This is a genomic window from Paenibacillus sp. FSL R5-0475 (assembly GCF_038004585.1).
Taxonomy (GTDB): domain Bacteria; phylum Bacillota; class Bacilli; order Paenibacillales; family Paenibacillaceae; genus Paenibacillus_AQ.
This window is the reverse complement of record NZ_JBBORK010000001.1, coordinates 1,061,706-1,076,235: the sequence shown is the minus strand read 5'-3', so window position 1 is coordinate 1,076,235 and position 14,530 is coordinate 1,061,706. Positions and strand designations below refer to the sequence as shown.

General features: G+C 40.4%; 18 protein-coding genes. 3 read left to right on the top strand and 15 right to left on the bottom strand.

Annotation, left to right across the window (positions count from 1 at the left end; all coding sequences use genetic code 11):
* Positions 1–95 precede the first annotated feature (95 nt).
* The 4 genes from MKX41_RS04510 to MKX41_RS04495 form a co-directional block, all read right to left on the bottom strand.
* Complete coding sequence (locus MKX41_RS04510) at positions 96–1,721, bottom strand: glycoside hydrolase family 9 protein (RefSeq protein WP_339270471.1); 1,626 nt, start codon at positions 1,719–1,721, stop codon at positions 96–98.
* A 155-nt stretch (positions 1,722–1,876) separates the two neighbouring features.
* A complete protein-coding gene (locus MKX41_RS04505) occupies positions 1,877–2,626 on the bottom strand; it encodes a GTP pyrophosphokinase (RefSeq protein ID WP_042187155.1) in 750 nt (249 codons plus the stop codon).
* Positions 2,627–2,712: 86 nt separating this feature from the next.
* Positions 2,713–3,096 carry a hypothetical protein gene (locus MKX41_RS04500; RefSeq protein WP_339802728.1) on the bottom strand — a complete coding sequence of 128 codons (384 nt, stop codon included), beginning with the start codon at positions 3,094–3,096 and terminating at the stop codon, positions 2,713–2,715.
* Positions 3,097–3,199: 103 nt separating this feature from the next.
* A complete protein-coding gene (locus MKX41_RS04495; RefSeq protein ID WP_340968875.1) occupies positions 3,200–3,778 on the bottom strand; it encodes an LOG family protein in 579 nt (192 codons plus the stop codon).
* 97 nt (positions 3,779–3,875) lie between these two features.
* On the opposite strand from MKX41_RS04495, the gene MKX41_RS04490 reads away from it, so the two are divergent.
* The gene (locus MKX41_RS04490) at positions 3,876–4,193 is read left to right on the top strand and encodes a MazG nucleotide pyrophosphohydrolase domain-containing protein (RefSeq protein WP_042187151.1); all 318 of its coding nucleotides are present in this window, start codon (positions 3,876–3,878) and stop codon (positions 4,191–4,193) included.
* Between the two features lie 73 nt (positions 4,194–4,266).
* Here MKX41_RS04490 and MKX41_RS04485 read toward each other — a convergent pair whose 3' ends face one another.
* The 3 genes from MKX41_RS04485 to lepB all read right to left on the bottom strand — a co-directional run bounded on the left by MKX41_RS04485 (position 4,267) and on the right by lepB (position 7,053).
* Positions 4,267–5,127: an alpha/beta fold hydrolase gene (locus MKX41_RS04485; protein ID WP_340968873.1), complete on the bottom strand. Its 861-nt coding sequence runs from the start codon at positions 5,125–5,127 to the stop codon at positions 4,267–4,269.
* 264 nt (positions 5,128–5,391) lie between these two features.
* Positions 5,392–6,429 (bottom strand): HD-GYP domain-containing protein, encoded by a 1,038-nt coding sequence (locus MKX41_RS04480; protein ID WP_042187147.1) that lies wholly within the window; start codon positions 6,427–6,429, stop codon positions 5,392–5,394.
* 126 nt (positions 6,430–6,555) lie between these two features.
* Positions 6,556–7,053: a signal peptidase I gene (gene lepB, locus MKX41_RS04475; protein WP_042187138.1), complete on the bottom strand. Its 498-nt coding sequence runs from the start codon at positions 7,051–7,053 to the stop codon at positions 6,556–6,558.
* Between the two features lie 207 nt (positions 7,054–7,260).
* On the opposite strand from lepB, the gene MKX41_RS04470 reads away from it, so the two are divergent.
* Positions 7,261–8,199 (top strand): alpha/beta hydrolase, encoded by a 939-nt coding sequence (locus tag MKX41_RS04470; RefSeq protein ID WP_340974814.1) that lies wholly within the window; start codon positions 7,261–7,263, stop codon positions 8,197–8,199.
* A 140-nt stretch (positions 8,200–8,339) separates the two neighbouring features.
* On the opposite strand, the gene MKX41_RS04465 is transcribed toward MKX41_RS04470, so the two are convergent.
* Both MKX41_RS04465 and MKX41_RS04460 read right to left on the bottom strand, forming a co-directional pair.
* Positions 8,340–8,735, bottom strand: a complete 396-nt coding sequence (locus MKX41_RS04465; RefSeq protein WP_042187136.1) for a DUF4265 domain-containing protein — start codon at positions 8,733–8,735, stop codon at positions 8,340–8,342.
* A 368-nt stretch (positions 8,736–9,103) separates the two neighbouring features.
* The gene (locus MKX41_RS04460) at positions 9,104–9,961 is read right to left on the bottom strand and encodes an SDR family oxidoreductase (protein WP_340968872.1); all 858 of its coding nucleotides are present in this window, start codon (positions 9,959–9,961) and stop codon (positions 9,104–9,106) included.
* Between the two features lie 197 nt (positions 9,962–10,158).
* Here MKX41_RS04460 and MKX41_RS04455 point away from each other — a divergent pair, with 197 nt between their 5' ends.
* Entirely contained in the window at positions 10,159–10,935 is a 777-nt protein-coding gene (locus MKX41_RS04455; RefSeq protein WP_339270462.1) for a hypothetical protein, read from the top strand.
* Between the two features lie 18 nt (positions 10,936–10,953).
* Here the strand turns inward: MKX41_RS04455 and MKX41_RS04450 are convergent, their stop codons facing one another.
* The 6 genes from MKX41_RS04450 to MKX41_RS04425 all read right to left on the bottom strand — a co-directional run bounded on the left by MKX41_RS04450 (position 10,954) and on the right by MKX41_RS04425 (position 14,393).
* The gene (locus tag MKX41_RS04450) at positions 10,954–11,745 is read right to left on the bottom strand and encodes a lipid II flippase Amj family protein (protein WP_042187128.1); all 792 of its coding nucleotides are present in this window, start codon (positions 11,743–11,745) and stop codon (positions 10,954–10,956) included.
* 24 nt (positions 11,746–11,769) lie between these two features.
* On the bottom strand, positions 11,770–12,180 hold the full coding sequence (locus MKX41_RS04445) for a ribosomal maturation YjgA family protein (protein ID WP_081382731.1): 411 nt from the start codon (positions 12,178–12,180) through the stop codon (positions 11,770–11,772).
* Between the two features lie 220 nt (positions 12,181–12,400).
* Positions 12,401–13,018: a histidine phosphatase family protein gene (locus tag MKX41_RS04440; RefSeq protein ID WP_340968870.1), complete on the bottom strand. Its 618-nt coding sequence runs from the start codon at positions 13,016–13,018 to the stop codon at positions 12,401–12,403.
* Between the two features lie 18 nt (positions 13,019–13,036).
* Positions 13,037–13,510 carry an NUDIX domain-containing protein gene (locus tag MKX41_RS04435; RefSeq protein WP_042193681.1) on the bottom strand — a complete coding sequence of 158 codons (474 nt, stop codon included), beginning with the start codon at positions 13,508–13,510 and terminating at the stop codon, positions 13,037–13,039.
* Between the two features lie 210 nt (positions 13,511–13,720).
* Positions 13,721–13,867, bottom strand: coding sequence for a hypothetical protein (locus MKX41_RS04430; protein WP_156113097.1), 147 nt, complete (start codon positions 13,865–13,867; stop codon positions 13,721–13,723).
* Between the two features lie 61 nt (positions 13,868–13,928).
* Positions 13,929–14,393, bottom strand: coding sequence for a DUF523 domain-containing protein (locus MKX41_RS04425; protein WP_042187118.1), 465 nt, complete (start codon positions 14,391–14,393; stop codon positions 13,929–13,931).
* Positions 14,394–14,530: the final 137 nt, after the last annotated feature.

The following is a 14,530-nucleotide window of genomic DNA, read 5'->3' as shown; positions in this document are numbered from 1 at the left end:
ATATCATACCATTTCGTATTATAGCATTTTAGCTACATAAAAAAAGAGAAAGGCATCTCCCCCATGAGACATGCCTTTCCCATATATTAATTAATTTATTGATTAAACCGAGCTGTAACGAACACCGCAGGTGAATTCCAGTAGATCGTTACCTCATTCGTAGAATAACTAAGTTCATGATCGGCAAAGCACTGAGCGGCTGGTTTTCCTTGTAAATGTTCTACTACATATTCATCATGAAGCCCACGATCTGGCCCCCCAGATACAAGACCCGGCACAGGATCAACCACATGGTCACCAACAGATGGACGATGATGCGGATGCATCACTGGATGATCGCCAAATCCGGTAACATAACTGATATCCAGTACGTTACGACCCATCAGATAGTGCAAATGATCTAGCGCACAGTCCGCAAAGCTCGAATCTCCACTAAAATATTCAGCCACTAGCAGCAGCATAGCATTGTTCATTACTAGCATATTGCTACCCCAAATATAGTCTTCCTCTTTCAAAGAGATCCTATAGCCATCCTCGCGACTCTGTTCAGATAAACATCCAGCTTCAGCTAGAAGTCCTTCTCTTAAGGAAGCATACAAAGCACGGTCTGCTAGATCTTCACCATTTAATAGATACGCAAGTGTGCCGTAGCCCCCCATATCTGCCCAGCCTAGACTGTATTTTGAAAAAGACAACTGCACCAGTTGCAGAACAGCTTGATGGTATTCTTCTTTCCCCGTCGTACGATAGAGCTCCGCAGCTGCCCAATACCGCTCATCCTTGTCGTTCCCATCTCCATATTCACCGGTGCTAATTTCTGGCGGATTTATAAACCCTGGCGCATCTGGATGTTGAATAAGCCATTCCCAAGCTAGTGTTGCGGCATCCAGACATTTCTTCGCATAGGCTGAGTCAAAGGGCTCATATATCCGCGCTGCCATGGCCATGACTCCAGCAAAATCTCCAGTGGCGGTTGCTGACACCGGTGAGAAATATAGATCTGCTGTATCAGCCTCTGGCATCACATCCAAATCTGGAAAGCTCAGCGTAGTCAGTTTATGATACACTCCACCTGTTCTATAGTCTTGCATTTTGAATAACCAATCCAGCTCCACTTTGCATTCCAGCAATATATCTGGAGTTATCCCCCCACTTTCAGGAATCGGGATAGCGCTTACAAAAGCAGATGGATATAACTCATAGGCTAGTAACAGATCGGCGATGGCCTTGGCTCCGGGTCCACTATATTTACCATAATCACCTGCATCATGCCAGCCTCCAGAACAATCTAGCCGACGCTCCGTTTCACCATATACAATTCCCTCTGCTGTATGACATGCCTTATGCTTCCAATCTCCAGCATACTCTTCAGTCAACTCAACCCCGCAACGATAATAATAAAAGGCCTTCAGCAAGCCCTGTTGAAGCTCCTGATAAGGTTTATCTGAGATTATAAATGATGCCGAAGCTATCCCCTCACCTTGCTCAATCCGGTATCTGCCCACTGCATGAACCTCAGAAAAGTCACCTGTATGTACAGTTACTCCGCTTGCCTCATCAAATCTGGGAGCACCTGTCTGCCCTTCGAATACAACATTTCCATGATCAACATCAACAACCTGAAAGTCATGTCCAGCACCAGTAAACACTGCAATCTTTTCTCCACCCACCGGATATCCGATTTGATTTACAGTAATGGTTCGGAGTCTACGCTCACTCATCTTCATTCTCCTTCATATCAATTTGATGAAGCCAATGATTACAAGTCTCTCTTTCAAGTTGAGAATACTCTATTCTAGTTGTACGTGGCAATGATAACTACAATAAAAAAACCTAGAGTTAACCAGAAACGGTAACTCTAGGTGATATGATCAGCTTATTTGTCTCCAAGCAGCTTAATAAAGTTAGCTGGAAGTGTGAATTGCTGATTGTGAATCACTATACGGCGAAGCTCCTCAAAGGAACTAAGATCGTCATCTTCATCGTCATCTTTGATTTCCTTAATGTCCCGATGCAGTCGCTCCATTTGCAGATCAAGTGCATGAGCGGCATCCGCTGCATTTTTCAATTCACGCGTCATACTCTCTGGTACTGACTTATTATATTTATAGAAAATTTTATGTTCGAGACTTGCCCAGAAATCCATAGCAATGGTACGAATTTGTACCTCAACGCACACTAACTCCTGACGATCTGACATAAATACAGGTACCTGAATCAGCAAATGCAAACTTTGATAACCGTTAGGCTTGGGATTCTTAATATAATCCTTCACTTCAAGAACCGTTAAGTCGTCCTGCTTCTGAAGCATTTCACTTACATGATAAATATCTGAGATAAAAGAACAGGTAATTCGTAGACCTGCAATGTCTTTAATACAATTTCTCACAGAATCTAGAGATAATTCTCCATTTTTGCGGAGCATTTTGTTCATAATACTCTCGGGAGACTTGATTCTCGATTTGGTATGTTCAATAGGACTGTAATCGTGAAGAGACTGAAACTCCTGTTTGAGGATCTCAATCTTCGTCTCCATCTCATCTAGTGCAAATTTATAAATCAACATAAACCGGGTGATCTCGTGCTTAAGCTTCTTAAATTGTTCGATTTGATTCTCGGGGGTCATTATCCATTTCTCCTCTTGTAGCTTTTCTCTATATTTATCATAGCCAATCCACTAGTGAAATTCAAATTCAGCGAGCGAATGTGAGGTTATTCAAAGTTAATTTGATTCAAATCCCATATTTCAAATGGGGTATTAGACAAGGGTTTAGTATAACAAGCCATTCGTACTTTAAAAGGCTTATCATTAATTTCAACCATTACATCGCGAAAATAATCAGGTCTTGGTGCTACTTCAGGAGTTGTAGAAAGGACCTTTATGTTCAAAGGATGCTTCATTAGGCTTATTTCTTTCACTGCATCAGCATCGGAATTATAATTTACTTGATTTATGGTTTGGAGTCCCTGTAGTTCCGCATTTAACTGACGTTCAAAATTCCATTTGGAATGCCCAACTTCTATAGTGATCCATCCAATAATAGCTACAATTACAACTAAACATAAAATGAATAGTACATTCTTTTTTACGTTCATTCGCACACCTCCTTGAAGCATACCCATATTCTACCACAACCAATGATTAGCAGAAAAAGAGCTCCCTCTCGGCAGCCCTTTCATCTGTTACAGTAACTGTTCTTTAGTTAAGCTGTTTCCACTTTTGCTCCAACGTTTGAGGGACATAGCTTTCTAATTTTTTTAATAGTTCCAAGGGTTCTTGATCTATATTTAACAAGCTAAGATGCGAAGCGTTAGAAAATCCCTCGTTAATGCTATGTTGAATTAGATTCATCAGAGGATCAAAATAATTCCTGATATTTAAAACCCCTACCGGTTTCTTATGTATACCGATTTGTGACCAGCACAAAACCTCAAACAGCTCTTCATACGTTCCAAAACCGCCGGGTAAAGCAATAAACCCATCCGCCAATTCCCCCATTTTTGCTTTTCGTCCATGCATATCGTCCACTTCTATCAGCTGCGTTAATTCTCTATGTACCATCTCTCCATTAAACAATCCCCTAGGCATAACTCCGATCACCTCACCTCCACCGTTCAAAACAGCATTGGCGACTTCACCCATTAATCCAATTTTTGACCCCCCGTAAATTAAGCGATAATCGTTCATAGCCATGTAGTTTCCAAGTTCAACAGCTTTGACTTTATATTCCTCATACACCCCTAAATTCGATCCTGCAAAAACACAAATTGATTTCAAATCCTCATCTCCAAACTATATATTGATAATATCCGACATCTAATATACTATATGTTGGAGAATAAATCATATAAAAGATTAAGGAGTGCTACATAATATGGAGATCAATGAAGTGCAGAAATGGATTAAAAGTTATTATGGACAAAGAGGCTGGACCGATTATGGTCCTTTTATACGGGTTGGATTTCTTATGGAAGAGACAGGTGAGGTTGCACGGGCAGTACGATCCTATGAAATCGGAAGAGATCGCCCAGATGAATCTACCCCTCCACCAGAGCAACTGAAACAAGACTTGATTGAGGAAATTGGTGATGTGCTAGGCAATATAGCCTTGTTAGCCGATTTGTATGGTATCACTTTAGAAGAGGCATTTACTGCACATAAGGAAAAATTAGTTAAACGCTTTAATTCCTAAGGAGAAGTAGAAAAAGGGCTACAATCGGCATCACCGTATTGTAACCCTTCTTTATCTAACTATTTAAGCCTCGTTAACTATTACTGTCAAATGTATGATTCGAAATAGCATTAATTATTGTTTCCCAATCATCAGGGTGAACTTCGTGACCCGTTCCTTCTAGGGTTAGTAGCGACGCATTAGGAATTTCATCGGCAAGCGCCAGACCATGCTCCAAGGGAAGTACGCTATCTTCTGTACCGTGGATAACTAAGGTAGAAACTATGATATTTTTCGCCTTCCCCTCGTAGTCATCCACTCCTGTAAGAAGCGAATGATTAAACATGCTGAGCAAGTTGTTTGCACGTTTTATTTCCATCCTAACTTGTTTATATGCTCTTTTCTCATCGAATTTATGTTTTGATCCACAGAGTATGCTGGAACCGGAAACCAAGTAATCTGCGACCGCTTCTTCATCTGACCAATCCAGACTAGCTCCATTTGCATGAAAAGCGAGGATCCTCTCATCCATTGGAGGTAAGTTCCGGTCATTATCATCAGATTCAAAAATGCTAGATGCGACCAATGTTAAGGTTAGAACCTTTTGGGGATGACGTATAGCAAGGACTTGTGCAATCATTCCACCTAAGGACATCCCAACGATATTTGCCTGTTCTATATTATAAGCGTCAAGTAACCCAGCAGCATCATCGGCCATATCAATTACCGTATAATTAGAACTCCCAGGCTCATATACAACAGAACGTCCCACATCCCGGTTATCATACCTTATAACATATCGTCCTGTATCTGCTAATCGTTGACAAAACTCCTCATCCCAATAAACCATTGAACAAGTGGCACCCATAATTAGTAATATTGCAGGATTGCTAGGGTCTCCAAAACTATCCGAACATATATCAATTCCGTTTACTTTAAATATCTTTTCGCTCATTGTTTATTCCTCATTTCATTCGAATTTGGTAATCAAAGAATGCACACTTAAATAAGACCCGTCACATTTTGAAATAAATGGATGTTGGTGTCATTGAATTGCACCTCGAATTAACGCAAACGAATGAACTTGATAATCACGATAAGCACTCTCCTACTTCATATTAAAGGGTTGTTAACCCAATTTCTATTATAACATAAAAAGACTATCCTCTGATTTTGAATCAGGAGATAGCCTTTCCATTTATCCAGACAAAACTATTCGTTAAATAAATACTTCCTCAACGGTCAAATTTCGCTCCTTGGATAAATCCCTAAACGTAGTTTCATCTACTTTCACTAACGGTTTAAAAATATCCAAAGGGTTGTTCATAATAATCGTACCTTGCTCTCCGTTGCTAAGCTGAACACTTTTACCTACGAAGTTCGGCAGTAAATGTCCAATCAAAGCTTGTACCGCATTTCCATTCAGCTTGCCAAAGCCCAGCTCATGCACCTTGCGGAGAACGGTAATCAGCCCTTGTTTGGGTTGATTCACTCTTGCAGAGGTCATCCCAACATAGGCATTAGCAACAGCCACAATCAGTGTATACGGGTGCAGGTCCGCCTTACGAAGCATATTAGGATAACCAGTCCCATCCTCGAATTCATGATGCTGAAGCGCCACCAGAGCGGTCTTCTCGTCATTCATAGATTTAAGAATAATATCGTATCCATACGAAGTGTGACGCTTTAGTTCTTCAGTTTCCTCAGGGGTTAAGATCCCCGTCTTATTTAAGATAGATGGGTCGATCTGACTTTTTCCTATGTCGTGTAAATACCCTGCCCGGCTAATCTCGTAGCGTTCTTCTTTGGTATAACCTAACCAAGTCGCTATGTAAAATGATAGCAGTCCCACCTGTAATGAATGATTGTATGTACCAACGTCTTCTCGTTCAAGCAACAGCAATAAGGAAACTACATCCTTATGTTCATCCATTTTTTCCAGCAAGGGCTGCAACGTAAGATCAACATCTGACTGCGTGAAACTGCCCTTGCTGAGTGCTTCTAGAAAAATAGATTCATAGTTTTGGATTGCTAGATCAAAGTTTCCATTTAAGCTTTGCTCCAGATTCGTTCCCTCATTATCCATCGCAATGCTGCGAGGTTCAATATCGACATAATCGATACGATGTCTCATCAGGAGGGTGATTTCTTCTTGGTAAACAATTGTCCCTTTTGGGAGCACGTGTAAACCAACACTATTAAAAGTGTCCAACATAAGACAATCGCCATGTTTGAGATCCGTGACATGAGCTTTCAAAATTCTGCACCCTTCCTATCAATAGGTATATTTTACCTTAAGGATAGCTAAATTATTCCAAAGTCACAATATGGTTAAAGTCTCATTAACACTCTCAATTAGTTCAAAAGACCCCCGCAACATCACCTAAAAAGGAATACTAAAGTCCGCTATCACTTTTCCAATCAACTGATCCTTCGCTACAAAAGGAGTAGCCCAGAGATGAGCATCGTAGCTTATATTCCGGTTATCTCCGAGAAAAAAGTAATGGTCCGACGGAACCGTAACGGGTCCAAAAGTATAATTCATCCGCTCATTAAGATAGGGTTCATTGATCTCCGTTCCATTTCTGTAAAGGGCTCCATCTTTAATTTCAATGGTATCACCTGGCAACCCTATCAACCGCTTTACATATCTTTTATTCTCATCACCTGCTACCGGAGGCGTAAACACGACGATATCTCCATGATCGAGTGTCGTCATCCATAACATTTTTTCAACGATTAGACGGTCATTAATTTCAATTGTAGGAATCATAGAGCCAGTAGGAACCCTCATGGCTTCAGCAACATAAGTTCTTACAAACAAAGATAGGACCACTGCGATAGCAACACTAGGCAAATATTGTTTGATAAATTTCAACATAATTGCTCACCTCATATTCATTTTATAAACTCTTTGATCGGTGCAGAAGCTTTTTTCGCTCGTTCATATTCAGTTCATATTGTCGTCATGTATAGTTCATCTTCATCGGGTAAGCTTCCTTTAGCAATTCGTTAAGGTACTAAAATAAAGCGATTAGAACAGGAGAAGATACGAGTGAAACCAGAAGAAGAGGTTATAAAAAAAAGGATGAATAAACCGCTTAAAATTATACTTATTTCCATAGGGGCTTTAGCTACTGCAATAGTACTTTTTCTAGTGACTGTTTTTGTCGCTAATATTTTCCTCAATAAATCGGACCAAGCTAAAATAAAACCCTATGGTCAGTCTGTAAGCGTCGATGGTAAAAATATGAACGTTTTGATTCAAGGAAAGGGTGAAGAGACAGTCGTGCTCTTACCTGGTTATGGAACGGTGGCACCGGGACTTGATTTTAAGCTGTTAATAGATGAACTATCTCCATTTTACAAAGTTGTCGTGATTGAGCCTTTCGGTTATGGATTAAGTGATAGAACTGAAAAAGAGCGAACCACAGAAAACATTGTGAGTGAAATTCATGAAGCTGTAAAGCAGCTTAATATTGACCGTTATATTCTAATGGCACACTCTATTTCCGGTATGTACAGTTTGAATTATGTGAACAAATATCCAAACGAAGTGAGTGCATTTGTCGGGATTGATAATAGTATTGCAACGGAAGACAGGATAGGTGTTAAAATACCAACAGGAAAATTAAAACTACTTAGAGAATCAGGCTTGGGCAGATTGTTATTTAAATCAAGTGGAAATCCCTATGCTGAATTGCCGTTTGATGATGAAACAAAAGAACAATTGAGATTGCTTACGCTTAGAAACACTTATAATTTCACTAACTTAAATGAAGTGGAACATATGTCTTCTAATTATAAAGGGGCTCTAAATTCAACTTTTCCAAAGGATCTCCCCCTTTTGCTCTTTGTTCAAGGGGATGATACTCTCTTAAAAGATTGGATATCATTGCATGAAGAGCAAGTCAAAAATTCCGTACAAGGAAAATTGGTAAAACTTGATGCAGGACATTATCTGCACCATACCAAATCAAAAGAAATCGCCGAAAATTTTAAGACATTTATGAAAGAAATAAAATAAGTATAGATTGTATCGCTCAGATTGTCTAAAGCGTTTCACCTATTCTCCATGCTGCTGCATCATGTGCAAGCTTCCTTGCATTTCATGCCGCAGCATTTTTTTTCTTATTCATAATCGTTAATATTTACGTACCCACACTTCTAAAACCGCTCAATAATGCGATTCATTTCCCCATCTACGTCCATCAAAGTATTCTTAGGTATATGAATGACCAACAAACCGCCAAAGATCTGTTCACATTTCCCATCATTCTCTGTAATCCGTTGTTTAAAAGCAGAAATGGCTGCTGAATCAACAGCCTCTTTACTGAGGAGCCAAGCGTACCTTTTGAAATGAGATTTCTGTACAGTTTCCTGATAGTAATAGATCCCTAGCTCTTCTTTCACCCGTATAATATCACCCATTGTAACACTTGGATTAAAGATCGGCGTCTCTTCGATGCGGTATTTATCTTTACCGACTGGAGTAACATCAAGGATTTCTATTTCACGGCCTGCTGGATCGAAGCAAATATGTAGTCCTGACGAATCTAGCATCAGCACACCTCAATTCTATTCAAAATCTGATCTTGATGATTCTAAATAACACAAAACACAATAAATACATTAAGCTTGTAATCCCGAACAACCTGAAGATTCCCGGCGTTAAAAACATATATAAACTGTATGGAAAACTCCAAATAAAGGCGAGAAGCATGAGAAGGCTTCTGTTTAAAGAGACACCTATCGCAAGTAATCCGGCAGGCAACACCAACATTACCATACTTATTATAATACTGGATTGATTCGTAACCTCAGCATACGGATTAATGAATATAAATATAAACCATAAAAAAACGGTCATCAAACTGGATACATATCCAATGAGTTTAATGATTGTTAAGTTTATGGATTGCTCCATTCCATCACCTCAATTCTTTCGCAATAATTCTCTCCAGCCATTTCCACGGGAGCAGCGTTTTGCCTAAGATCAAGATCCGGGTGCCTTTGCCGATAGGATACCGAAGCCTCGGTGACTTCATTTCAGTAATACGACCGATGAGATCTGCCACTTGCTTTGGATCAGTTGCAGTTTCAGCGGTATGCTTGGAATATCGTAGCACAGCGTCCAGACGGTCTCTATAAGGAGAATCCTCGACTTGACGAATTTGTGCCATTCCTTTTCCCCAAATCGGAGTACGGAAGGAGCCAGGTTCAATTAATACTACACGTATTCCATAAGGAGACATTTCATGACGCAGACTTTCACTGAATCCTTCTACTGCAAATTTGGAAGCTGCATATGGAGCATACCCCGGAAACCCGGACAACCCGCTTATACTCCCCACATTAATAATCGTACCACGTTTCTGTTCTCGCATAACTGGCAGCACAGCTTTTGTGACCGCGACTAATCCGAAAAAATTCGTCTCCATTTGCTGACGCCATTCTTCCATGGATATCTCTTCTATGAAGCCGCCTATAGCAAAGCCTGCATTATTTACCAAAACATCAATTCTTCCGAATGTTTCATGTACTGAGGTTATAGTCGCCTGTATAGAATCACTATCGGTAACATCCATGGTCATAAAATGAAGCTGCTTCAAGAGTCCTGCTTGCTCTGCCTGCTGTTCAAGCTCGCCTTTACGACTCAAATCGCGCATGGTTGCTACAACTTTGAATCCCTGTCCTGCTAGTTTAAGGGCTGTGAGCAGTCCAAATCCACTAGAGGTTCCGGTTATTAAGGCCACTCGATCATGCATTCGATCTAGATGTGAATTCATCTTTGACTCTCCTTATGTTTCATTATTTCAAAAAAGCAAACAAACGTTCTTTTTCGGATTGACTATCCATTAATTTCAAGTTATAGTAAGTGTATCATTTATATTTCTGCGGGAGAAGCACCTCGCAAGATAGGCATTCATGCCTATCTTGGAGGTGCTTTTTTTACGCACATAGACTAATTAGGGAGCTGAAATGAATGTTTATTCACAATTTTAGTTATTTAAAGAGGTTTGTCCAATTAATCCTAGTAGTAGCTCTCCTCAACATCAACCTTACATTAGCTTCTGCAGGTACAGACTGGGATTCAGCCTTAGATGACATTAACGGTCTCCATGGTAATTATACCTCGCTTCAAGTAGCCCTCAAGTCCGATAGCTCAAAAATTCAAATGCTACGTAAGCAGAACAATGAAGCTCTGAAATCTATTCACTCTGTCATAGAGTCAACAGATAAGGTTCTGCTGAGTCGTTTATCATCTGAAGCAACGTCGGCTCAGAAGAAACATGCTCCTCTACTGGACCAATACAGCACACTCAGTAAGCAGTCTACCGCAGCCAAGAAAGCTAAGGACTTTAAGACAGCCACTCTCCTGGATCTAAGACGCAATAAGCTCAAAGCTGCGGTAACACTCGCTAGAACTGAAATTAAGGCCAAGACAGACGCTTTGGCAACTGCCCGCAAGCAAACAGCTGCCAAGATCAAGCCTATCAAAGATGCTCTGGCACCAATCACAGCTCTGAAGAAGCAAATCACCGCCGAGAACAAGAATATCGCTGTAGCGCAGAAAGTTCGTTCAGAAGCAGATAAACAATATAAATCGGCTGTAAAACAAGGGGATGCAATTAAGGCAGTATCAGAAATGAAAATATCCTATGAGCAAATGAAACGAATTCATGACATGCATCAGAATATTTACAGCTGGGAGCAGAAGATCTCCTTAGCTCTACGATCTGCAGAGTCTAAGCTTCCATAAGGATTCGTTCCCACCGGCTCATATCAGCTTCACTAACATACTAATTAGTTGGGCTGCAGGCACAATTAGGAGCTGAGCAAATATAGTACCTATAAATCGCGAACCCATCAATACCACATATATTTTTCCTAGCTGATCACGGTATTCTACATTTTCAGTGGCTTTATGGGTAATAAGACCAAGCTGTGGGTCGATAAATATGGTCAGCAGTATAGTCGCCATTCCGTTAATCAATCCTGAGGCTTGAGAAGCAGTCGTGCTATATTGAGGCATTAGATGAGCAGCATACAAAGATGATATGACCCCTACGGTGTAAAAGGCTGTAACAAAAACATTCATAACAATAAAACGTTTAGGAATCCCCAGGTATCTGAAGTTATATAGATTCACTTTTGGTTTTCTTATGTATTTTCTAGTATTTTTTAACTGCCCGATCGTTACGCTCGTAAGCAGCTTGGGAATAGAACCTTCGATTTCAAGCTTTGAGATGATTCTCCCAAACAAGCCTACAAAAGTAGGGAAAATAGCAATGGCAATTAATGTCCCTAATGAAGAAGCTAACAATATAATTCTCAAGTAATTAAGAAGTGGGAAATCAGAATGTATTTTGGCATAATCTACGAATTTAGCCGTCAGCGGAGCTTGAATCATGTTTGCAGTTCTTGACACGAGAACAATAATGCCTGTCAGAGACAAAGCAATAGCTATCTTGTTCAGCTTCACCCCGGCGTATCTTACCGAATAAGATAAGGTTTCTGCTGTATGAATAATCATTGTAAGCAAGCATACTACAATCAAGCTATTTACCATTTTTAGGTTCATCTCCATTAAAAGCTATTTATCTATTCGGTGCAGTTTTGGGCGAAAGTATTGATCCAGTCCGTAAGAAAGCGTAATTCCAACGGTATATCGAACAAGGTCAATCCATAGGAATCCCTTTCCGAGAATCAACCCACCGAGTATGGTAGCACGGATGCTGTTGATCCACTCTGCTTGATACAGTTGGCTAAATTCTATGCCGAAACTAAACATCAGGCTCCACATAAAAGCGATCCACAGCTTCCGGTTCACTAGCAGTACACGAAACATAAAGTAAACCATGCTGCCCCAAAGCGCATCTCCAAAATGTCTCGTTACAAACAAAGGTAGCTGTTCCGAGAATGCTCTAGAGCATAACCCCAGTACAATAACAATTAAGCAGATGCATCCATAAATAACTCTTTCTTTTAAAGCATTGACTCTCATTTCCATCCTCTATCCTGCGTCTGACTTGAAATTTATGCTTGATATAATATTAATCATCACGATATAAAACGGATAAATAATCATGGCCCCTATTATGATTAACCCCGTTACCGGAACTGGTTTATCCGCAGCTTCTGTAATCGGGAACCATGCTGCGAATAAATTAATAAACAGAACCAAATAGGGAAACCACAGGATCGTAGTGAAATATATGGATTTTTTACCGCTCAAATATTTTCTTGTCATCCAAACAAACCCTAAGTACTTCGGGGTTCCACATTCGTTCCACACTAGTAAGCTCTAATTCATCAAATTCCAGCCTATAAATATCTGGTTTCGAAGTCTGTTCAAAGAACTCATAACCATACTCTTTATTGAAGTAATTCAGGATAATGGTCATGATATTCCCGTGGGTACCTAGTGCTATTTTGCCGCCTTTATTTTGCTGGATCAATTGCTTCATGATGGGGATCGCACGCTCTTGCGCTTCCTGAGTACTCTCACCATTTGGCATTTTATATTGTAAGTCTGTGAATGATGTCTGGATACCCTGAAGAAATTCTTGTTCACTGATCTCGATTTCAACGCTTGCGATGGCTCTTTCTCTAAGTTCCTCATACAGCTCAATTTCTTGATCCGATGCCTCAGCCAAATACTTAATCGTATCTATGGCTCGTCTATAAGGACTAGAAACAAAATGTGTGATCTCTTCCTCCGCCAACAGTTCTTTAATTCTATATGCGTCCTCATGCCCTTTATCAGATAATCCTCGTTCTCTCTCATCCCCAAGCACAAAAGGTGATACTGCGTGCCTAATCATATAAATAAAAGTCTTCATAAGTTACTCCTCTCCAGCTCATTCAAATATCGTTTTTGCCACTTCGCGGTCTTTCTTGAAAATCTCCACTGGATAGGGAATGGCCATCTCGGGCAGCTCACTCTCTTTAAAGAACTTAAATTCTTCGACTTCTCCATCCATTGCTCTCAGCGTTCCACGGATGATAGAACACTCAAATACGATGACTGTATATTCCACCTGGTCTCCATTGTTATATTCGTATCTATATTTCCCTCCACCAAAAACCCCAAGAATGGAAGTAGGATGCACCATTAATCCAGTCTCTTCATATACTTCTCTGCGCAAAGTTCTTCCCGGCCGTTCCCCTGGCTCGATGGCGCCTGCTGGCAATCCCCACAAGGACTCTTCAGGTTTTCGAATAAATAGAATTTCATCTTCTTTATTTCTTATTACTGCAGCTACGGAAGGCATCATTAATAACTCTGAACCCACTTTTCCTCGGATCTCCTGATAATACTCAGACATCGGCACGCTATTCATCCATCCTCTCACACCGTTTTGTAGAACATCATCCTATTTTCCTCCGGCTTCCCAAAAACCCACATTATGTATATATTAGACATCACTGTGATGGAATCCTTTAGAATCGGTAATATGCTTAGCGTGGAACAAAAAAAGCTTCCGAACGGCTCAATACTTTCTGAGGTCCGGAAGCAGTTACAATGAGGTGAGACTTTGAGCTTAATGTTTCCCTTTGTAGCCGGCAAGCTGTACGATCATGATGACAAGAACAAGCAATGAAATGAGCTGATCAATACTCATCTGCGTCCGCCTCCAATCCCAAATGAAGGATGGCTCTTCGGACGGCATTTCCTCTCCCAAGGACACTGCTTCGTTCCCCTTATACACACTATGTAACATGAGTTCCAATTATTACTTTAAGAATGACTTACCCCTCCATACGAGCAAGTTCTTTTTCCACTTCATCTAGTTGATCTTCGCCGAACACTTTAAAGCCATTTTGCCGTAATAACTCCGTAGTTGTACCTTCTCCTGACATCTTCGTATCCCTAAAAGTACCATCATAAATATAAAGACTACCACAAGAAGGACTATCCTGTTTTAATATTGCTAATGTAACTTGATGTTCTGTAGCCAGCTTCAGCGTTGCTTGAGCACCCTTCATAAAAGGTTCCGTAACATCCACACCTGCACCTGTTACTACCCGCTCACCTTGCCGCTGGGCATCTGGACGAGGCGTTGATAACCCTCCGACTACCTCAGGACAAATGTGGACAAAACGCCCTTCCTCATACCACTTCAAGAAACGAGCATCGAGACACGGTACATCACCATTATCATAACGCACTTTATGTCCTAACAGACATGCGCTTACTAGAATCTTCCCTGTCATCGTAATCTCCACCAGTCCGTCTAGTATTTAATATATGGCTATATTATTTACGACACAAAACTGATATGCAAGATCGAAATGCTTGTCACTGAAATGTTTGTGCTTCATATACAAAAGAATGCTTATTATGTCCATAT

Excerpts from the sequence above, each read along its gene's own strand:
- MKX41_RS04460 (WP_340968872.1), bottom strand. The coding sequence starts at position 9,961 with ATGAATTCACATCTAGATCGAATGCATGATCGAGTGGCCTTAATAACC.
- MKX41_RS04450 (WP_042187128.1), bottom strand. The coding sequence starts at position 11,745 with ATGGTAAATAGCTTGATTGTAGTATGCTTGCTTACAATGATTATTCAT.
- MKX41_RS04505 (WP_042187155.1), bottom strand. The coding sequence starts at position 2,626 with ATGACCCCCGAGAATCAAATCGAACAATTTAAGAAGCTTAAGCACGAG.
- MKX41_RS04470 (WP_340974814.1), top strand. The coding sequence starts at position 7,261 with ATGAATAAACCGCTTAAAATTATACTTATTTCCATAGGGGCTTTAGCT.
- MKX41_RS04510 (WP_339270471.1), bottom strand. The coding sequence starts at position 1,721 with ATGAGTGAGCGTAGACTCCGAACCATTACTGTAAATCAAATCGGATAT.
- MKX41_RS04490 (WP_042187151.1), top strand. The coding sequence starts at position 3,876 with ATGGAGATCAATGAAGTGCAGAAATGGATTAAAAGTTATTATGGACAA.
- MKX41_RS04440 (WP_340968870.1), bottom strand. The coding sequence starts at position 13,018 with ATGAAGACTTTTATTTATATGATTAGGCACGCAGTATCACCTTTTGTG.
- MKX41_RS04455 (WP_339270462.1), top strand. The coding sequence starts at position 10,159 with ATGTTTATTCACAATTTTAGTTATTTAAAGAGGTTTGTCCAATTAATC.
- MKX41_RS04425 (WP_042187118.1), bottom strand. The coding sequence starts at position 14,393 with ATGACAGGGAAGATTCTAGTAAGCGCATGTCTGTTAGGACATAAAGTG.
- MKX41_RS04500 (WP_339802728.1), bottom strand. The coding sequence starts at position 3,096 with ATGAACGTAAAAAAGAATGTACTATTCATTTTATGTTTAGTTGTAATT.
- lepB (WP_042187138.1), bottom strand. The coding sequence starts at position 7,053 with ATGTTGAAATTTATCAAACAATATTTGCCTAGTGTTGCTATCGCAGTG.
- MKX41_RS04485 (WP_340968873.1), bottom strand. The coding sequence starts at position 5,127 with ATGAGCGAAAAGATATTTAAAGTAAACGGAATTGATATATGTTCGGAT.
- MKX41_RS04445 (WP_081382731.1), bottom strand. The coding sequence starts at position 12,180 with ATGAGAGTCAATGCTTTAAAAGAAAGAGTTATTTATGGATGCATCTGC.
- MKX41_RS04465 (WP_042187136.1), bottom strand. The coding sequence starts at position 8,735 with ATGCTAGATTCGTCAGGACTACATATTTGCTTCGATCCAGCAGGCCGT.